Below are 18,919 nucleotides of genomic sequence, written 5' to 3'. Positions count from 1 at the left end.
ACGGGCCGACGAACGCCCGGCGCCGGGCGGGCCGTGCGTCGGGGCGGTGGTGAACCGGGCCTCCGCACGGGGAAGCCCGGCCCGTCGCACGGGCCGGACCCCTCAAGCGGGGGCGCGCGGTTCACGCCCTCCGGTGCGCGATGCGCGCCGCGTTCGACGCGGAGGTGGCCTCCCGGCCGGGTCGCCATCCCGGTCAGGTCCTGGCGGACTCCGTCCGCTCCTCCGAGGATCGAGGTGCGGGCACCGCTCCGAGCTGGTTCAGCACGCTGGCGTTGTCGAAGAAGTCGTACTCGCGGCGGATCTTGCCGTCCTCGACTTCGAGGATGTTGCACATGTGAACGTGGACCTCGCGTCCGGTCGCCGCGATCCCCTCCAGCTCGTTCTGATGGGTTCCGCTGACTTCGAGCACGCGAACGGACGCGGTGTCGCCGCACTCGTACGCCGCTGCCACCTCGAACGCGCTGTCGGGGAAGGCCGTCATGTACTTCTCGGCGACGGCCACACCGGCTTCCGCTCCCGCGGAGCGTTCCCCGTCAGGGCTGATGTATTCGTAGTCCGGGTGGCACAGTTCCCTGATCCCGTCGAAGTCGTGCTGCCGCACGCACTCGAACATCCGCTGCTGGATTTCACCGGCCTGGTTCATGATCGCTCCCCCCTTCGAGGACACGCCGAGCGTGCTCCGCCCGGAGGGGACGCACCAGGGTCTTTCGTCGATGCTCCACGCGAACGGCCCGGTTCCCCTGCTGGCCGCGGCCGGCCCGCCGGGACGGAGCACCTGCGGACGGGGCGGACCGCCGCACCCGACGGCGCCGGTTCCACGCGGCGCCGGCCTCACGCGGCGCCGGGGCGCCACTGGGCGGCGACGGTGACGGTGCCGGGGTCGATCTCGGTGAACCCCGCGTCGCGGACGAGGGCCACCCCGTGCTCGAACCACGCCTCGCGGGCGCTGCCGGCGGCGAACCGCCGCCAGATGGCCGCGTCGGCGACCCGCACCGAGCACGGCAGCCCGGCGTCGAGCCACGCCTGCAGCTCGTCGTGCCTGTCCGCACCGCGCAGCAGCGCGGCCAGGAACATCGTGGCGTGCCCCACTTGCGCTGCGATTTTGCCGGCGCTCATGGGCACGTCCGGGTTGAGCTGCAGCACGGGCGCGTCCGGGCGGGGCGGCCCGGGGTCGTCGGCGTCGAGCTCGCTGCCGGAGATCTGCAGCCGGGTGAGCTCCTTCGGCATGTCCGCGACGCGGCCGGGCGGGAAGGCGCGCACCTGCGCCTGGCCGACCCGCACCGTGCGCCCGGGCAGCTCCTCGACCGCCCGCCAGTGCGAGCCGCGAGCGCGCCGCGCCACCTTGCGGATGCGCCCGGAGGTCCAGCCGAGGACCGCGTCGTGCCACGTCCCGCCGGGTTCGGCGCGTTCGTCGAGGCACACCGCCAGGGCGGCCGCGGCCGCCGCCTCCAGCAGCTCCGAGCGCGCCGGCGGGGCGTCGCGCTCCAGGCGCAGCACGAGCGGCATGAGCACCACGGCGTCCGGATCCTCGTCGGAGGTGTCGGCCGTGGCCTCGCTCGGCAGCTGCATCCAGGTGGCGTAGCGGGCGAGCAGGGGGTCGAGAACGGCGGCTGCGTCCGGCACGCCGCCCATTGTCCGCACCCCGCCCGGCGCGCGGCCGCCGCACCCGCGCCGGGGTGGCACCGCTCACTCCGCCACCCGCCCCGCACCCGCCCGGGTTTGCACGAACCCCAGCGCGCGGGGCTGCTGCAGGTGGCGGTCAGGCCAGCGTCTCCTCCAGCGGCACGCGGCGCAGCACGCCGTCCTCGGCGTCGGCGGCCTCGATCTCGGCGCGCGTGACGCCCAGCACGAACAGCACCGTGTCCAGGAACGGGTAGGACAGCGAGGTGTCGGCGATCTCGCGCAGCGCGGGCTTGGCGTTGAACGCCACGCCGAGGCCGGCGGTGGAGAGCATGTCCATGTCGTTGGCCCCGTCGCCGACGGCGACGGACTGCTCCAGCGGCACGGAGAACGACTCGGCGAAGCGGCGCAGCGCCTTGGCCTTGCCCGGGCGGTCGACGATCTCGCCGATCACGCGGCCGGTGAGCTTGCCGTCGACGACCTCCAGGTCGTTGGCGGCGCTGAAGTCGAGGCCGAGGTCGTCGACCAGCGAGTCGATGATCTGCGTGAATCCGCCGGACACGACGCCGGTGTGGAAGCCGAGGCGGCGCAGCGTGCGGATCGTGGTGCGCGCGCCCGGCGTGAGCTCGAGGTCCGCGGCCACCTCGTCGAGCACCGAGGCGGGCAGCCCCTCCAGCACGGCCACGCGCTCCCGCAGCGACTGGGCGAAGTCGAGCTCGCCCCGCATGGCCCGTTCGGTGACCGCGCGCACTTCCTGCTCGCGGCCGGCCTTGGCGGCGAGCATCTCGATGACCTCGCCCTGGATGAGCGTGGAGTCGACGTCGAAGACGACGAGCCGCTTGGCGCGCCGCGCCAGGCCGATGCGCTCCACCGCGATGTCCAGCTTGGAGCGGGCGGCCAGGTCCGCCATCGTCGAGGTGAGCTGGTCCTCGGGCTCGCCCTCCTGCTCGGGGGCGCTCACCTGCAGCTCCAGGCCGGTCACCGGGTAGTCGGCCACGCGGTTGATCGAGTCGATGTTCACGTCGACGTCGGCCAGGGCCCGGGCCACGTCGCTGAAGCTGCGCGCGGTGACCGGCTGGCCCATGACGACGACCGCGTGCGTGGAGCGCAGCGTGTCCGCGTCACCGTCCTCGACGCCGATCTCGACCTCCACGGACATGCCGACGGTGGCCATGGCCTGCTCCACCGCTTCCTGGAGGGTTTCGGGGTCGTCGGGCGTGGACACCAGGACGCCGAGCGTCAGCCGGTCGCGGATCACCACCTGCTCCACGTCCACGATGTCGACGCCGTGCGCGGTCAGCGCGGCGAACAGCACCGAGGTGACGCCTGGTTTGTCCTTCCCGGTGACGGTGATGAGGACCGTGCTGGGGTTGGTTGTGCTCACGGCTGACGACGTCCTTTCTCTCGAAACACCGCGAGCCCCGGCAAGGCGTGCTTGCCGGGGCTCGTCGTCGAGCTGGACGTCCAGCCTGGCACACCGCGGTGCGCCGGTACTAGCGCTCAGATCACTCCTCGCGCTCCTTGACCGCGGTACCACCACCGTGCGAATTGCCCGATCCGTGCTGGCCGCCCAGGCTCTTGCCGGTCAGGCCCACGTGCGATTCGAGGTGCATGCGCTCGGCCACGTGGGGGTAGTGCAGCTCGAACGCCGGGCGCTCGGAGCGGATCCGCGGCAGCTCGGTGAAGTTGTGCCGCGGCGGCGGGCAGGAGGTGGCCCACTCCAGCGAGTTGCCGTAGCCCCACGGGTCGTCGACCGTGGCCACCTCGCCGTAGCGGTAGCTCTTGAACACGTTGTACAGGAACGGGAGCATCGAGGCGCCCAGGATGAACGCGCCGATCGTCGAGATCATGTTCAGCGTGGTGAACCCGTCCGAGGGCAGGTAGTCGGCGTAGCGCCGCGGCATGCCCTCGTTGCCCAGCCAGTGCTGCACCAGGAACGTGGCGTGGAAGCCGAGGAAGGTCAGCCAGAAGTGCAGCTTGGCCAACCGCTCGTCCATCATCCGGCCGGTCATCTTCGGGAACCAGAAGTAGATGCCGGCGAAGGTGGCGAACACGATCGTGCCGTAGAGCACGTAGTGGAAGTGCGCCACGACGAAGTACGTGTCCGAGACGTGGAAGTCCACCGGCGGCATCGCCAGCAGCACGCCGGTCAGACCGCCGAAGAGGAAGGTCACCAGGAAGCCGACGGAGAACAGCATCGGCGACTCGAACGTCAGCTGCCCCTTCCACATCGTGCCGATCCAGTTGAAGAACTTGATGCCCGTGGGGATGGCGATGAGGAACGTGGTGAACGCGAAGAACGGCAGCAGCACCGCGCCGGTGGCGTACATGTGGTGCGCCCACACGACCACCGACAGGATCGCGATGCCCAGGGTCGCGTAGACGAGGCCGGTGTAGCCGAACAGCGGCTTGCGGCTGAACACCGGGAAGATCTCGGAGACGATGCCGAAGAACGGCAGCGCGACGATGTAGACCTCGGGGTGGCCGAAGAACCAGAACAGGTGCTGCCACAGGATCACGCCGCCGTTGGCCGGGTCGAACACGTGCGAACCCAGGTGCCGGTCCGCGGCCAGGCCGACCAGCGCGGCGGTGAGGATCGGGAACGCCATGAGCACCAGCACGCTGGTGATCAGGATGTTCCACGTGAAGATCGGCATGCGCCACATGGTCATGCCCGGCGCGCGCAGGCAGACCACGGTCGTGATCATGTTGACCGCACCGAGGATGGTGCCGAGACCGGAGACGAGCAGGCCGGCGACCCACATGTCCGGGCCGGTCCCCGGGGAGTGGATCGCGTCCGACAGCGGCGTGTAGGCGAACCAGCCGAAGTCCGCGGCACCGCCCGGCATGAGGAAGCCGGCGATGACGATCATGCCGCCGAAGGAGAACAGCCAGTAGGAGAAGGCGTTCAACCGCGGGAACGCCACGTCCGGCGAGCCGATCTGCAGCGGCATGATGTAGTTCGCGAAGCCGAACAGGATCGGCGTCGCGTACAGCAGCAGCATGATCGTGCCGTGCATGGTGAACAGCTGGTTGTACTGCTCCTGCGACAGGAACTGCATCCCCGGCGCGGCGAGCTCACCGCGGATCAGCATGGCCAGCAGCCCGCCGATCAGGAAGAACGCCATCGACGTGGTGAGGTAGAGGATGCCGATCTGCTTGTGGTCGGTGGTGCTGAACATCCGCAGCAAGAACGAGCCCTTGCTGGGCCTGTGCCCCTGTTGGGGCCGCGTGGCGATCGGCTGTGGCGCGACGGCCGTCACGATGCCTCCTGCACTGATCCCTCGATGCGTCGGGGAACTCGCCCGAGTTCCCCCCGACCCCGGTGGGCCGACGGTTCGGCAGCGCGCGTGCACTCCGGTGCCGGACGCCCGCGGCGCTGCCTGTCTCCCGCGGAATACTAGTCGCCGCCCATGCGCACACGAGCAGCGGGCTGTAGCCAACCTAGTCATGAGGCCACCGCTGATCACCCCCGGTGAGACGGAGGCGACACGGCGGATCCCGCTGTGATCCGCATCGCGCAACACCGCGGTGGATCTCGCCGGCGCGCCCCCGCTCCGGTGACCTCGCCCGGACGGACCGATCCGGCGCCGGTTAACCTACGGCCGAGAGGTTCCGGCAGCCCACGCACCGGCGAGCCGCGATCGCGGACCGCGGGAGCACCGAGGGACCGGGTGATCCGCCGGGCGGGTCTCGCCGGCTCGTCGGACCGGAGCGCACCGGTCGGGCCGCGCTGGGACGACCAACGCACACTTGGAGGGGAAGCACGTGCGGAGGAGCACGATCATCGGCGCCGTGCTGGCCGGCGGGCTCGCACTCGCGGGTTGCTCGCCGTCGGAGGAACCGAGCGATATGCCCCCGGCGCCGGGCACGCCGCCGCCTCACGCCCAGGAGAGCGCCCAGGGCGCCGGCAACGCCGAGGGCGGCGAGGGCGAGCAGGCTTCCGGGCGCGAGTTCCAGCAGCAGTTGGTCGCCAGCCAGCAGCGCGTCGTGGAACTCGCCGAGATCGGCCGGCAGAGCCAGGACCAGCAGATCAGCGAGCTGGCCGACCGCCTCGGGCAGCAGGCGCAGTCCCGCCTGGACGCGCTGCCGCAGGAGGTGCGCAGCAACGTCGAGGACGCCGTGCTCGAGGAGACCGAGGGGCTGCCGACCAGCGCGGAGCTCGACGAGCTCTCCTCGCTCAGCGGCGAGCAGTTCCGCGAGAGGTGGACGTCGACGACGCTCGAGCTCGAGCAGTTCGTGCTGCAGCTGGCCGACAACGCGGTCTCCCGGGGTCAGCAGCCCCCGGAGGTCCAGCAGCTGGCCGAGCAGGTCTCCTCCCAGGCGGAGAGCGAGATCGCGGACCTGCGGGCGCTGAACTGATCCCGCGGGCGCGGTGCCGGCACCGCGCCCGCGCAGCCGGCGTCCCGCACACCCGGGCCGACGCGAAACGGTGCGCCGTTCGCGTCGGCCCGTTTTCGTGGTGCCGGGCCTCGCGGTGCCCGTTCTCGTGGCGCCGGGCTTCGTGCCGACGGGCCGCGCCGGGCCGCTCTCCGCCGCGCCGGGCGCTGCCGCAGCCGACTCGCCGCAGCCCCTTCCGCCGCCGGGCGAGAAAACCTACTATCAGTAACCTACTGATCGGTAAGAGCCTGTCCCGGCTCCCTCCGCGGGGACGCAGGGGCGCGGAACGGGCTCCAGGTCGCACTCAGCAGGGAGGCCCTCATGGCGAAGTCGTCCGGTCCCGTCCTTTCCGGCAAAGTCGTGCTGATCACCGGCGCCGCCCGGGGCATCGGCGCGGAGACCGCGCGGCAGCTCGCCCGCCGCGGCGCGCGCCTGGCCCTGGTGGGCCTCGAACCCGAGGAGCTGGCCCGCGTGGCCGACGAGCTCGGGCCCGACCACTTCTGGACCGAAGCGGACGTCACCGACGGCGAGTCGATCGGCAACGCGGTGAGCGCCGCGGTCGAGCACTTCGGCGGGCTCGACGCGGTGATCGCCAACGCCGGCCTGGCGCCCCTGTCCACGGTCCGCACGAGCTCCCCGGAAGCGTTCCGCAAGACCGTCGACGTCAACCTCAACGGCGTCTTCGAGACGGTGCACGCCGCCCTGCCGCACATCATCGAGCGCCGCGGCTACGTCCTCGTCGTCTCCTCCCTGTCCGCGTTCGCCCCCGTCGCGGGCATGGCCGCCTACACCGCGAGCAAGGCGGGCGCCGAGGCGCTGGCGAGCGCGCTGCACTCCGAGGTCTCCTACCTCGGCGTGTCGGTCGGCTCGGCGCACCCGTCGTGGGTCGACACCGACCTGGTGCGCGACGCCTCGCAGGACCTGCCGACGTTCCGCGAGATGCGCTCCAAGCTGCCGTGGCCGATGCGGACGACGACCACGGTGGAGGACTGCGCGCGGGCGATGGCCGACGGCGTGGAGCGCCGCGCGCGGCGGATCTACGTCCCGCGGGCGATCATGCTCATGCACTGGCTGCGCAACCTGCCCGCCTCGAAGCTCGTGAGCCGCTTCATGCTCGCCACCGAGCGCCGGCTCGTGCCGAAGATGGAGCGCGAGGTCACCGAGCTCGGCCGGCAGCTCAGCGCGCGCAACACCCGCATCCAGCGCTGAGGGCCCGCAGCGTCCCCGCGGCCCGGCGCCCGCGGGGAGACCGGCGGGCGCCCGGGTGCAGCTGACCTGCTCCGCGCACCCGGGCGCCCGCCCTCCGCGCGGGAGGTGCAGCACCGCGCGTCCGCCCGGTCAGGCGCGCGCGGACTGCGCGGCCAACTCCTTGGCCATCTCCTCCAGCTGGGACACGAGCTTGCGGTTGTCCGCCGGTGCGATGGTGCACCACTCGCGCCCGTCACCACCGGTCTTGCGGCGGAGGAAGTAGGTCCCCTCGGTGGTGGTGAAGAACTGCAGGTTGCTGCCGAGCTTGCGGACCCGCCGCAACGTCCGGTCGTAGGCCCGCGCGGTGAACACGCCGTCCATGGTGCGCTCACCGGTCAGCGCCTTGACGAGCACCTGCGCATCGCTGCCCGAGATCCCGGCCGAGCGCAGCGCGGGCAGGAGCCCGCCGCTGCCGCGCCCGCTGCCGACCCGGTCGAGCTGTTCGGTGGGCAGCGACACCGAGCCGCCGCTGGCCGCGCCGACCCCGCCGAGCAGGTCGACCGCGTTGCGCGCGGGCCCGCCGAACTCGTGCCGGCTGAGCCGGATCTCCCGCACCTGCTCGGCGTTCTCCCCGTCGGGCTGGTAGGCCTGGATCGTGTCCCGCCCGTGCTCGACGAGGACCGCGTTGAAGTCCTCGCCGCCGGGCACGCGCGCGGCCAGCGCGACCGCCAGCGGCGGTTTGGCCAGCAGGTGCAGGGCGTCGTCGACGAACGGGTGCGGATCGCCCTCGTCGAGCAGACCCTGCCGGGCGAGCTCGTCGTGCCCGCGCCGGGCCAGTTCGCGCTGGTCGTCCTCCGTGGCCCCCACCGGGAGCCACCCCACGCGCAGCATGGGGTGCAGGCGCAGGTCGAACCGCTCGCACAGGTAGTGCACGGCTTCCGGGGACAAGCTGAGCTGCCGTTGCGCCCGGGTGCTCATCAGCGCCCTTCGCCCGAGTCGCCGAGCACCGGCGGCGCGACCCGCTGCATGTCGTTGGTGAACACGTCCTCGTTCTCCACCAGCCAGCTGGGACGCTCGTGCTCGTCCTCCTCGCCCTGGCCGCCCCCTTGGGCACCGCGCCCGCCCATCGGGCCGCCGCGCGCGTTCTGCGAGCCGTTCGACGCGGCGTTGGCGCCCGCGTTCGGACCGCCGGAGGAGGCGGGATTGCCGACGCCCGAGCGCCCGCCCGGACCGACCTGGCTGCCCTGCGCACCGGGTGTCCCTGCACGCGCACCGGGAGCGCCGGCCGAACGGGGGGCTCCCGCGGCTCGCGGGCCACCTCCGGTTCCGGGGCCGCCGGGGCCGTAGGGCGCCGCCGCCCACCGGCCGTTGTGCGGGTTCTGCCGCTCCCACGCGCCGGTCTGCGGGTTCTGCCGGTACAGCATGCCGCCGTGCCCGGGAACGCCCGCGGAGTTCGCCCAGGACGAGCTCGTCGGCGCGGGTCCGGACGGCGAAGGGGTCGTGGTGGACGCCGCGCTCGGCGCGGCGGCCGGGGCCGCCGAGGCGGAGGAGGTCGCGGTCGGGGTCGCCGTTCCCACGCCGGTGCCGGAGAAGTCCGCGCTCGCGCTGCGGGTGCTGCTCGGCGGCGGGGAGGCCGGTTCGTCCTGCTGCGGCTGGTCGAACCGCGGTGTGCCGTCGACGACGCCCTCGGTCTCCGAGCGGTACCGCCGCATCGCGCTCTCGGCCTTCTCGCTGGTGGCGGCGAAGTCCTCCTGCCGCTCCTCGTAGTCGCTCATCCAGCCGGTGATCACGTTGTCGTCGAGCCCCGCGTTCTCGACCCAGCCCTTCTCCGGCGGGTCGAGCTGCACCGGCCGGCCGTTCTCCAGCTTCTGCCCCGGGGCGGGCAGGTCGTTGAACGCCGTGTGCTGGTACTGCACCTGCTGCTCGAGCGAGCCCTTCACCCCGCGGGCGGTGCCCGCCGCCTGCTCCGCGAGCGGCTTGATCTCGGCGATCGAGGCGTTCGCCGCGTCGGCGGCGCGGCCCTGGTGCGCCGCCTCGGCCTTCCGCAGCGCATCGGCGACGTCCTCCATGATGCCGTCGAATTCCTCGCCGACCCGCTCCCAGGCCCGGATGCCCTCCTGCGTGGGGCTCGGCAGGCTCGTCGCCTCCACCGAGCCGCCCATCTGCTTGCGGTACTCCTTCGCCGGGCTCTGGTAGCAGAGCGACACGATTTCCGTACTCACGAAACCCCCACCATCACGCTGTTTCCGACCGAGTCACTTCGCCGGGATGTTCGACACGGCTTCCTCCGCACCCTGGCGAGAAATTTGGCACGGATCATCGACGCCTGGATTCGTCGCCGTGGCTTGCGAGGCCAACACCTGGTTCTCGTTGAGCGCCACGAAGAAGTCGCAGAACCGGCCGCCCTCCTGCGGCGGAGTCCCCTTGTTCGCCCGCACCGCGGGATGCCCCGCGATCTCCACCTGCTCGAAGTCCGCGTACTGGTCGCGGTTGTCGAGGTAGCTCTGCAGGGAGCGGTCGCCGATCGCCGAGAAGTTCAATCCGCCACCCTCGTCGAAATTGCTCCAACTGCACTCGTCTTCACCGGTTGTGATCGAGCTATCTGGCTTACCTTCAGGAGCAAAGCCGAACTCCTTTGCCGACTGCGGCGAGAGCAGACCGCACAGATCCACCTGCGACGCGTCCTTCGGGGTGTCGATCTGCACCCCCGACTGCTGCTCCGGCGAGGGCTCCCCCTGCGCCTCATCCGAGGTCCCCTTGCCCTCATCACCACCGCCGCTCGCGCAACCAGCCAGCGCACCGGCGCACACGAGCGCCACCGCGGCCATCGCTCCACGCCTCAACGAACTACCTCCGAACACCTTCCTGCGCACCAGCCGCGCCCGCTCACACCCGACCGGAAAGGGCGTCGCGATCCCGCTGCTCGTACTCCCGCATGGTTTCTTCGTACGCCTGGATCTTCGCGTCGAGCTTCTCGACCAAACTTTCCACGTGGGAGGACAGAGAGCCCTCCTGGCCCACCGCCCGCTTTTTCATCGCGTCGTAGGCGACCTGCGTGGCGTTGTCCTTCGCGGTCAACTCCCCAGGCTCCAGCTGTTGAGACTCCTCTCGAAGCGACCTCAGGCGCTCCCGCGTCTGCTTCAGCTTGTTGATGGCGCCGCGCAGCGCCTCCGGGTCCACGCCGTAACCCGTCACCTCTACGCCTCCTCCCCTGGGACGCACTCGCCTGCAGCGAGCCATCTTCTCGAACGCCCCTCACCGGACGCAGCGGAATCGCACAACGAGACGTGTGGTGATGATCACTCCACCGCTGGGTCCATCCGCACGCAGACCCCCCGAAAAGAGCAGTCGCGAAGACGCGCGCAGCCGCACAGCGCCGAAGACCGGCCTCACCCCTCGAAGCGCCCCGCGCGCACCGCGGCGAGAAAACGCGCCCAACCGGACGAATCCTGCCACAACCGCGGCCCCGCGCGATCCTTCGAATCACGGATCGCCACGTGCCTCTCGCGCACGCACACCTCGATGCAGTTGTCGCTGTTGTTGGAGCTGTAGCTGCTCTTGAACCAGTTCCGCACCGGTAACGCATCCTTCAACGCGCCCACTCCTTGCGTTTCTCGGCGATCGCGTCAGCAGTATCGCGCACGTCCAGGGCCAGGTGCTCGAGTCGTTGCAGGGTTCGGAACATCGCCTCGGTGTCCTCCGCGGTGTCGAAGTACGCGGAGGGCCCGTGCACAACCGAGGCGAACCCGACTCGCGGCACGGCGTCACCGAACTCCAACAGCGTGAGCCCGCCGCCCAGCGCCGGGTTGTTCGGCACCGAACACGGCAACACCTGCACCGTCACCCCCTCGGCAGCACCGGTGGCGAGCAGCCGGTCCATCTGGGCGGTCATCACCGAGCGGTCCCCGACGAGTTCGTCCAGCGCGGCTTCACCGAGCACGAAGTGCACGCTCTGCACAGTCCCGCTGTCCCACATGGCCTCCTGCCGCCGTGCCCGGAACCGGGCGCGCGACTGCCGGTTGCTGCCCGCAGGCTGCCACCACACCCCTTCGGCCGCCTGGAACAGCGCATCCATGTAATCCGGCGTCTGCAACAGCCCCGGCACGACGCCGGCCTCGTACGCGAAGAGGCCCGTCGCGGCCGCCTCCAAATCGGAAAGCCGCTGGTAAGCACCCGGCAACGAGTCGACGTACGGTCGGCGCGGCTGCCGCTGGCGCGACTGCACGCCGAGGGTCTGCACGGCCTCGCGATCAGCGCCCCCGACCCCGTAGAGATCCAGCAGCGCGGTCAGTTCCCCGGGACCCAGTGTGGCCAGGCCCTCTTCGACGCGGCTGACCCTGGCGTCGCTGCGCCCGATCCGCTGGGCCGCCTCGAGCTGCGAGCAGCCGACCTCCTCGCGGAAACGGCGCAGCGCGAGGCCGAGCTGCCGACGTTCGACAGTGGGGCGCGCGTTGACCACGACAAACCCTCCGACGTTGTCCACTCGTTCGAGTTAGTGATCATGGGCAAGTCGCCCTTTAACCTAGGGGTAAGTTGCCCCTTGTTCCGGTCATCATGCGGAGTCTAGAACGTCCGCGATCTCGCCAGGGGTAGCGGTGAACCCGCACGCCAACGAAGAGAGCTCCCATGAGCGGGCTGGAAGTCACGGCGGCCGCGTACGTGGACCGGTGCAGCATCGACTACGCGATCTGCACCGACGAGGTCGAATTTCGCCTCGCCGACCGGCACGAGATCTTCCACCTGACCGCCACCGAAACCGGCCTGGAAGCGCTCGCCCGGTCGAGCAACGCCGCGCTGCTGGAGCTGCGGCTGCGCGCACGGCAGGAGCAGGAACCGCACGAACCGCGGAGTCCGCGCGAACGGCAGGAGAGCTGCCGCGCCGACTGCGGCGGGCACGACCGGTGCGCGCCCCGCGCTCCGAGGTGAGCCGCGCACCGACTCCCCGGCGAAGCAGCACGGGAACGCGCACCGCTGGGGCCTTCCCGCACGGCAGCCCCCGCACCGCGGAGCGCTTCCCCCGGCGGGCAGCCGCGGCCGGCGCCGACCCGGGCATCCGCCCGCGAGCGCTCACGGGACGCGGGGCCAGGCGCGCCCGTGCGCGCGCTCCCGCGCGGCGCCGGCCCGGCCACCGCGCACCGGAGGGGCGCGGACGTCGAGCCGCACCGGAACCGCCGCCCCGGCTCACCCTCCGTGGACCTGGCCGCCCAGCCCCTCGTCGTCGACGTGCTGCCACAGGGACGGGTCGTGGGCGGCCTCCGGGATGAACACCGTCCTCTCCTCCCGGGCTCCACCGCCCGGGGCAGCCCCGCCCGGACCGGCGACGCCGGGCCGGGCGCCCGCCCCCGCTGAGGGCCGCTGCTGCGGCAGCTGCCCGAGGAGACCGCCCAGCGCGGCGATATCGGCCTCCAGCCGCTCCACGTCCTCGTCCACGCTGCTCAGCTGCGGGTGCTCGCCGTGCCGCACCCGCAGGGTGTTGACCGTGCTCCGCAGCTGGCCGACGAGCCGCCGCAGATCGGCCAGCTCCCCCGTCACCGCCATCGCGCCACCTCGCTGCACACCGGGACCCTCACCTCCAGGATGCCCGCAACGGGCGGGTGTGACACGCATCGCGCCCGGAAAGCGTGGCGGCGCCGCCGCGCGGGACCCCTCCCCGCATCGCCGAGCACCGCCGGCCGAAGCGGGAGCCCGCCGCTCCGCGTTCGATCCACCGGACATCGAGCGGTGTATTGCACGCCACAACCGCCCTGGCTTAGGGTCGCGGCAGCGAGGCAGCGCCGATCACGTGCGCACCGCGCTCGCCGTTCACGACAGGAGGCGCTGGATGACCTTCGCGCCCGCGCACGCCGACGCCCTCGGCGCGCGGTGTCCACCCCTCCCCGCGCGAATCCGCGCGACGCGCCGCGCGCACGCACCGCCCCCAGGAAGTCCACAGTGGACTCGCGAAGGCGCGCGGCCGCAGCACCGGACGACTCCCCGCTCCCGCTGACCTCCCGCGGCACGCCCCGGCTCCGGTCAGCCGCGGGAAGCTCCGGGCAGCCGAGGGAAGCCGCGGGCAGCAGCGGGAAACCGGCAGCTCCGCGCGGTCGGGAGCAGCTCCGCAAGATCCGCTACACCCGCGGGCCAGTTCCCGCGCAGCAGAGGAGGATCCGTGGCCAGGATCGCGTGTCTCGCCCCGTTCTCCGCCGAACACGTGCGAGGCCTCGCCGGTGACAACGACATCGACGTCCACGTGGCGGACGGGGCGGATCCGGCGGAGACGGCGGCGGCGCTGGCCGAGGCGGACGTCGTCATCGGCGACAACCGCCAGCACCACCGGCTCGACCGCGCGCAGCTGGCGAGCATGCGGCGCTGCCGGCTCGTCCAGCAGCCGGCCGTCGGCCACAACGTCATCGACCACCGCGCCGCCGCCGAACTCGGCATCCCCGTCGCCAACGTGACCTCCTACAACCGGGAGGGCGTGGCCGACCTCGTCGTGCTCGGGCTGCTCAACCTGCTGCGGCAGGTGCCGGTGTGCGACCGCGAGATGCACGCCGGCCGGTGGCAGCGCCGCACCGGGCGCGAGCTCGGTTCGCTGACCGTCGGCATCCTCGGCATGGGCAACACGGGCACGGCCGTGCTCACGCGCCTGCGCGCCTTCGGCTGCCGGGTGCTCTACCACGACATCGCCGTGCGCGGCGTGTCCGGCGCCGAGGCCGTGCCGCTGGAGGAGCTGCTGGCGCGCTCCGACGCGGTGACCGCGCACGTGCCCCTGGACGAGGACACGCACCACCTGCTCGGCGCGCCCGAACTGGCCCGCATGCCCGAGCACGCGCTGCTGGTCAACACCAGCCGCGGCTGCGTCGTCGACGAGGCCGCGCTCGCCGCGGCGCTGCGCGCCGGACGCCTGGGCGGGGCGGCGATCGACGTGTTCGAGCAGGAGCCGCCCGGGGAGGGCTCACCGCTGCGCGGACTGGACAACGTCCTGCTCACGCCGCACATCGGCGGGGTCACGGTGGAGGCCCGCGAACGCCTGCAGCAGGGCGTGGCCACCAACGTCCGGCGGGTGCTCGCCGGGCGGCCGCCGCTCAACGTCGTCAACCACGTCAGCACCGGTGTTCTCGCATGATCCGGCCGACCAACGGAGGAGCACGATGACCGCGCTGCGCGAAACCCTGCGGACGGAACCGGCGAGCGTCGGCGGGTGGTGCTCCATCCCCAGCCCGTTCGCCGCCGAGCTCGTGGGCAGGTGCGGCTTCGACTGGGTGTGCGTGGACACCCAGCACGGGCTGATCGGCTACGACGCGCTGGTACCGATGCTGCAGGCGCTGCACGCCACCGGAACCCCGACCCTGGTGCGCGTGCCGTGGAACGAACCCGAGCACGTCATGAAAGCCCTCGACTCCGGCGCGCAGGGCGTCATCGTGCCCATGGTGGACAACGCCGAGCAGGCGCGCGCGGCCGTGGCCGCGGCGAAGTACCCGCCGCTGGGCACGCGCAGCTGGGGTCCGATCCGCGCCTCGTTCGACGTGCCCGACTACTCGCCGGAGACAGCGAACCACCGCACCGTCGTGGCCGCGATGATCGAAACCCCCGACGGGGTGCGCAACATGGACGACATCCTGTCCACGCCCGGTGTGGACGCGGCCTACGTCGGCCCGTCCGACCTCGCGCTGGGGCACGGGATCGCACCGCGCCTCGACGTGGTCGAGCCCGAGCACGAGCAGCTCGTCCGGTCCGTCCTGGCCAGCTGCGAGCGCAACGACGCCGTCGCCGGGATCCACTGCGCCGACGCGCCCACCGCCCAGCGGTGGCAGGACATGGGGTTCCGGATGCTGACCCTCGCCACCGACGCCACCCTCATGCGCCGGGCGGCCACCGAGGGGATCCGGCACATCCGCGGAACGGAAGGGCAGGTGACGCCCCGCTCCACGACGTACGCCTGAGAGTCGATGACCCGCCGCGGAGCGGTGCCCCGGCGCGCCCGGCCCGGTCGGCGTTCCCGAACCGACCGCCACCGCTCCCTTCCCACCACGAAGCTTGCGAGGAAGCATTGAGCATTCTCGGCACCCGGGTCGAACGCCGCGAAGACCCGCGTTTGCTCACCGAGGGCGGCACCTACGTGGACGACCTCGACGAACCCGAACTGGCCGGCGCCGTCCACGTGACGTTCGTCCGCAGCCCCGTGGCGCACGCCCGGATCACGGCGATCGACACCGCCGAAGCGCTCGCCCGGCCCGGCGTGGTCGCGGTGTTCACCGGCGCGGACCTGGACCTCCCGCCGCTCGGGCCGGGCGGGCAGCTCGGCGGCCCCGCCCCGGAGGCCATGAGCAGACCCCACCTGGCCCGCGGCACGGTGCGCTACGCCGGCGAACCCGTCGCCGCCGTGCTCACCGAGACCCGCGCGCAGGGCAAGGACGCGGCCGAACTCGTCGAAGTGGACTACGACCCGCTCGACGCGGTCATCGACGCCCGCGAGGCCGCCCGCGACGAGCTGGTGCTGTTCGACGAGGCGGGCACGAACACCGTCGGGACCGCCGGCGAGGCCGACGAGGACATCTTCGCCGACTGCGAGGTCGTCGTCACCCGCGAGATCGAGAACCAGCGCGTCGCCGCCGTGCCGCTGGAGGGCCGCGCCGCGGCCTGCGCCTGGGACGGCGACAAGGTCACGCTGTGGCTGTCCAACCAGAACGCGCAGTCCTGCCGCGACGTGGTGCAGGAGAACCTGGGGCTGTCGGCCGAGCAGATCCGCGTTGTCACGCCCGACGTGGGCGGCGGTTTCGGCGCGAAGATCGGCATCGACCAGGAATCCGTGCTGCTGCCGTGGCTGGCCCGGCGCAGCGGCCGGGCGGTGCGGTGGGGCGAGGACCGCGGCGACAACATGCTCGGCATGACGCACGGCCGCGGGCAGTGGCACACGATCACGATCGGCGGCCGCCGCGACGGCACCATCGAGGCCTACCGGCTGGACATCACGCAGGACACCGGCGCCTACCCGCGGTTGGGCGCGTTCCTGCCCACGTTCACCCGCATGATGGTCTCCGGCGTGTACGACATCCCGCGGGTGCGGTCCACCGCGCGTGCGGTGGTCACCAACACCACGCCGGTCGGCGCCTACCGCGGCGCGGGGCGCCCGGAGGCCACCGCCGCGGTCGAACGCGCCGTGGACCTGTTCGCCGCCGAGATCGGCGCCGACCCGGCCGAGGTGCGGCGCAGGAACTTCATCCGTCCCGAGCAGTTCCCGTACACCACGTCGGGCGGCCCGGTCTACGACACCGGCGAGTACGAGAAGGCGCTGGACGCGGTCCTCGCCGCCGCGGACTACGGCGGGCTGCGCGAGCAGCAGCGGCGCCGGCGCGAGCGCGGCGACGTGCACCAGCTCGGCATCGGCGTGTCGGCCTACGTGGAGATCACCGCGCCCGACGCGACCGCGGGCGAGACCGGCCACGTCGAGATCCGGCCCGACGGCAGCGCGCTGGTGCTCACCGGCAGCTCCCCGCACGGGCAGGGCCACTGGACCTCCTACGCCATGCTCGTGTCCGACCAGCTGGGCATCGACCTCGACCGCATCGAGGTCGTGCACGGCGACACCGACCGCATCCCGCGGGGCGTGGGCACCATGGGGTCGCGGTCGCTGCAGCTCGGCGGCACCGCGGTGCACCGGGCGACCGAGCAGGTGCTGGAGAAGGGCCGGGCGCTGGCGGCCGAACTCGTCGAGATCGACGAGCAGGACCTGGAGCTGGACCTGCGGAGCGGGTCCTGGCGGGTCCGCGGCTCGCCGAACGTGTCGGTGTCCTGGGCGGAACTGGCCTCGCGCAGCGAGGGGCAGCTGGCCGCCGACGAGCACTTCACCGAGGACCGGCCCACGTTCCCGTTCGGCGCGCACGTGGCCGTGGTCGAGGTGGACACCGAGACCGGCAAGGTGGAGCACCGGCGGCACATCACGGTCGACGACGCGGGCACGGTGCTCAACCCGGTGCTCACCGAGGGGCAGCGGCACGGCGGCATCGCCCAGGGCGCGGCGCAGGCGCTGCTGGAGCACATGTCCTACGACGAGGAGGGCAACCCGCAGACCGGCACCCTCGCCGACTACGCCGTCGTCACCGCGCCCGACCTGCCGAGCTTCGAGCTGCTCGAGCAGGAGACCCCGACGACGCTGAACCCGCTGGGAGCCAAGGGCATCGGGGAGGCCGGCACGATCGGCTCGACCCCCGCGGTGCACAGCGCGGTCATCGACGCCGTGGCGCACCTGGGGGTGCGGCACTTCGACATGCCCGCCACGCCGGAGCGGGTCTGGCGGGCGATCCGGCAGGCGAACGACCGGCGCTGAACGACCTTCGAGGAGCTTTCGTGCACGTTTCCATCAACGTCAACGGCGAGCCGCGCGAGCACGACGTGGAGGACCGGACCCTGCTGGTCCACCACCTCCGCGAGGCCTGCGGGCTCACCGGCACCAACACCGGGTGCGAGACCACCTCCTGCGGCGCGTGCACCGTGCTGCTGGACGGCGAGTCCGTCAAGTCCTGCACGGTGCTCGCCGCGCAGGCCGACGGCCGGGAGGTGACCACCATCGAGGGCCTCGCCGACGGCGACCAGCTGCACCCGGTGCAGCGGGCCTTCCAGGAGGAGCACGGCCTGCAGTGCGGCTTCTGCACCCCCGGCATGGTCATGGCCGGGGTCTCGCTGCTGCGGGAGAACGGCGAGCCCACCGAGCAGGACGTGCGCTCGGGGCTGGAGGGCAACCTGTGCCGCTGCACCGGCTACCACAACATCGTGCGGGCCCTGCTCAGCGCGGCCCGGGACGGCGCCGCCACCAGCGCGGGCCCGCACGGCTCCGCCGAGCGCACGGGAGGTGGCGCATGATCCCCGCCGGATTCACCTACCGCCGGGCGAGCTCGGTGGACGAGGCGCTGAACCTGCTGTCCGAGCACGGCGAGGACGCGAAGCTGCTCGCGGGCGGGCATTCGCTGCTGCCGCTGATGAAGCTGCGGCTGGCCGCGCCCGAGGTGCTCGTCGACGTCGGCGGCCTCCGCGAGCTGTCCTACGTCCGCGGCGAGAGCGGCCTGATCCGCATCGGGGCGCTCACCCGCCACCACGACCTGGCCACGTCGGACGTGCTGCGCGCCGAGGCGCCGCTGCTGGCGCACGCCGCGGGCACGATCGGCGATCCGCAGGTGCGCCACCGCGGCACGATCGGCGGCGCGGTGGTGCACGGCGACCCCGCCTCGGACCTGCCCGCGGTGCTGCTGGCGCTGGAGGCCGTGTTCGTCGCGCAGGGGCCGAGCGGCACCCGCGAGGTCCCCGCGGCCGAGTTCTTCGCCGACTTCTTCGAAACGGCCGTCGGCGAGGACGAGGTGCTCACCGAGGTGCGGGTGCCGAGCACCGCGGGCCTGGGCTGGGACTTCCAGAAGTTCACCCGCCGCGCGATCGACTGGGCCGTGGTCGGGGTGGCCGTGTGCGGCCACCGCGTCGGGCTGGTGAACATGGGCCCGACCCCGCTGCGCGCCGCGGGCGTGGAGCAGGCCCTGGAGTCGGGGGCGGGCCGCGCGGACGCGGCCGAGCGCGCCGCCGAGGGCACCTCCCCCGCGGACGAGGCCGGTGCCAGCTCCGAGTACCGCGAGCACCTGGCGCGCGTGCTGGTGCGGCGCGCGTTGGACAACGCCGCGCGCTGACCACCGGAGGCCGCCCGGGCCGGGGTGTCCCGGTCCGGGCGGTCCGGGTGCCCTCCGGTCGGGCGCTGGACGTGTCGGGGTGG

19 protein-coding genes are annotated in these 18,919 nt (G+C 72.6%); 8 read left to right on the top strand and 11 right to left on the bottom strand.

Annotated features, from left to right (window positions below; translation table 11 throughout):
• Nucleotides 1–193: 193 nt before the first annotated feature.
• The 4 genes from ACVGV0_RS04420 to ctaD all read right to left on the bottom strand — a co-directional run bounded on the left by ACVGV0_RS04420 (nucleotide 194) and on the right by ctaD (nucleotide 4,883).
• Nucleotides 194–643: an ester cyclase gene (locus ACVGV0_RS04420; RefSeq protein ID WP_459158572.1), complete on the bottom strand. Its 450-nt coding sequence runs from the start codon at nucleotides 641–643 to the stop codon at nucleotides 194–196.
• A 188-nt stretch (nucleotides 644–831) separates the two neighbouring features.
• Nucleotides 832–1,569 (bottom strand): peptidyl-tRNA hydrolase, encoded by a 738-nt coding sequence (locus ACVGV0_RS04415; protein ID WP_459159923.1) that lies wholly within the window; start codon nucleotides 1,567–1,569, stop codon nucleotides 832–834.
• A gap of 190 nt (nucleotides 1,570–1,759) precedes the next feature.
• Nucleotides 1,760–3,004 carry a phosphoserine phosphatase SerB gene (gene serB / locus ACVGV0_RS04410; RefSeq protein WP_459158571.1) on the bottom strand — a complete coding sequence of 415 codons (1,245 nt, stop codon included), beginning with the start codon at nucleotides 3,002–3,004 and terminating at the stop codon, nucleotides 1,760–1,762.
• 121 nt (nucleotides 3,005–3,125) lie between these two features.
• Nucleotides 3,126–4,883: an aa3-type cytochrome oxidase subunit I gene (gene ctaD / locus ACVGV0_RS04405; protein ID WP_459158570.1), complete on the bottom strand. Its 1,758-nt coding sequence runs from the start codon at nucleotides 4,881–4,883 to the stop codon at nucleotides 3,126–3,128.
• Between the two features lie 589 nt (nucleotides 4,884–5,472).
• Between ctaD and ACVGV0_RS04400 the strand changes: the two genes are divergently transcribed.
• Both ACVGV0_RS04400 and ACVGV0_RS04395 read left to right on the top strand, forming a co-directional pair.
• On the top strand, nucleotides 5,473–5,982 hold the full coding sequence (locus ACVGV0_RS04400) for a DUF305 domain-containing protein (RefSeq protein ID WP_459158569.1): 510 nt from the start codon (nucleotides 5,473–5,475) through the stop codon (nucleotides 5,980–5,982).
• Between the two features lie 339 nt (nucleotides 5,983–6,321).
• Complete coding sequence (locus ACVGV0_RS04395) at nucleotides 6,322–7,209, top strand: SDR family oxidoreductase (protein ID WP_459158568.1); 888 nt, start codon at nucleotides 6,322–6,324, stop codon at nucleotides 7,207–7,209.
• 129 nt (nucleotides 7,210–7,338) lie between these two features.
• On the opposite strand, the gene ACVGV0_RS04390 is transcribed toward ACVGV0_RS04395, so the two are convergent.
• From ACVGV0_RS04390 to ACVGV0_RS04365, 6 genes are all read right to left on the bottom strand, one after another.
• Entirely contained in the window at nucleotides 7,339–8,166 is an 828-nt protein-coding gene (locus ACVGV0_RS04390) for an ESX secretion-associated protein EspG (RefSeq protein ID WP_459158567.1), read from the bottom strand.
• Nucleotides 8,166–9,410, bottom strand: a complete 1,245-nt coding sequence (locus ACVGV0_RS04385; RefSeq protein ID WP_459158566.1) for a hypothetical protein — start codon at nucleotides 9,408–9,410, stop codon at nucleotides 8,166–8,168. The genes ACVGV0_RS04390 and ACVGV0_RS04385 overlap by 1 nt, the downstream gene beginning before the upstream one ends.
• A gap of 33 nt (nucleotides 9,411–9,443) precedes the next feature.
• Entirely contained in the window at nucleotides 9,444–10,016 is a 573-nt protein-coding gene (locus tag ACVGV0_RS04380; protein WP_459158565.1) for a DUF3558 domain-containing protein, read from the bottom strand.
• Nucleotides 10,017–10,074: 58 nt separating this feature from the next.
• Nucleotides 10,075–10,383 carry a hypothetical protein gene (locus ACVGV0_RS04375; protein WP_459158564.1) on the bottom strand — a complete coding sequence of 103 codons (309 nt, stop codon included), beginning with the start codon at nucleotides 10,381–10,383 and terminating at the stop codon, nucleotides 10,075–10,077.
• Nucleotides 10,384–10,577: 194 nt separating this feature from the next.
• Nucleotides 10,578–10,763: a DUF397 domain-containing protein gene (locus tag ACVGV0_RS04370; RefSeq protein WP_459158563.1), complete on the bottom strand. Its 186-nt coding sequence runs from the start codon at nucleotides 10,761–10,763 to the stop codon at nucleotides 10,578–10,580.
• A gap of 14 nt (nucleotides 10,764–10,777) precedes the next feature.
• Nucleotides 10,778–11,671 carry a helix-turn-helix domain-containing protein gene (locus ACVGV0_RS04365; protein WP_459158562.1) on the bottom strand — a complete coding sequence of 298 codons (894 nt, stop codon included), beginning with the start codon at nucleotides 11,669–11,671 and terminating at the stop codon, nucleotides 10,778–10,780.
• A gap of 143 nt (nucleotides 11,672–11,814) precedes the next feature.
• Here ACVGV0_RS04365 and ACVGV0_RS04360 point away from each other — a divergent pair, with 143 nt between their 5' ends.
• Complete coding sequence (locus ACVGV0_RS04360; protein ID WP_459158561.1) at nucleotides 11,815–12,114, top strand: hypothetical protein; 300 nt, start codon at nucleotides 11,815–11,817, stop codon at nucleotides 12,112–12,114.
• A 255-nt stretch (nucleotides 12,115–12,369) separates the two neighbouring features.
• Here the strand turns inward: ACVGV0_RS04360 and ACVGV0_RS04355 are convergent, their stop codons facing one another.
• A complete protein-coding gene (locus ACVGV0_RS04355; protein WP_459158560.1) occupies nucleotides 12,370–12,726 on the bottom strand; it encodes a hypothetical protein in 357 nt (118 codons plus the stop codon).
• A gap of 610 nt (nucleotides 12,727–13,336) precedes the next feature.
• Here ACVGV0_RS04355 and ACVGV0_RS04350 point away from each other — a divergent pair.
• From ACVGV0_RS04350 to ACVGV0_RS04330, 5 genes are all read left to right on the top strand, one after another.
• Complete coding sequence (locus tag ACVGV0_RS04350; RefSeq protein WP_459158559.1) at nucleotides 13,337–14,293, top strand: NAD(P)-dependent oxidoreductase; 957 nt, start codon at nucleotides 13,337–13,339, stop codon at nucleotides 14,291–14,293.
• Between the two features lie 25 nt (nucleotides 14,294–14,318).
• A complete protein-coding gene (locus ACVGV0_RS04345; protein WP_459158558.1) occupies nucleotides 14,319–15,110 on the top strand; it encodes an HpcH/HpaI aldolase family protein in 792 nt (263 codons plus the stop codon).
• Nucleotides 15,111–15,217: 107 nt separating this feature from the next.
• The gene (locus tag ACVGV0_RS04340) at nucleotides 15,218–17,494 is read left to right on the top strand and encodes a xanthine dehydrogenase family protein molybdopterin-binding subunit (protein ID WP_459158557.1); all 2,277 of its coding nucleotides are present in this window, start codon (nucleotides 15,218–15,220) and stop codon (nucleotides 17,492–17,494) included.
• A gap of 20 nt (nucleotides 17,495–17,514) precedes the next feature.
• On the top strand, nucleotides 17,515–18,027 hold the full coding sequence (locus tag ACVGV0_RS04335) for a (2Fe-2S)-binding protein (RefSeq protein WP_459158556.1): 513 nt from the start codon (nucleotides 17,515–17,517) through the stop codon (nucleotides 18,025–18,027).
• On the top strand, nucleotides 18,024–18,836 hold the full coding sequence (locus tag ACVGV0_RS04330) for an FAD binding domain-containing protein (RefSeq protein WP_459158555.1): 813 nt from the start codon (nucleotides 18,024–18,026) through the stop codon (nucleotides 18,834–18,836). Before ACVGV0_RS04335 ends, ACVGV0_RS04330 begins: the two co-directional genes overlap by 4 nt.
• Nucleotides 18,837–18,919 lie beyond the last annotated feature (83 nt).

Source organism: Salinifilum ghardaiensis, assembly GCF_054491345.1.
The sequence above is the reverse complement of the archived record's forward strand: the minus strand, read 5'-3'. Positions and strand labels throughout refer to the sequence as shown.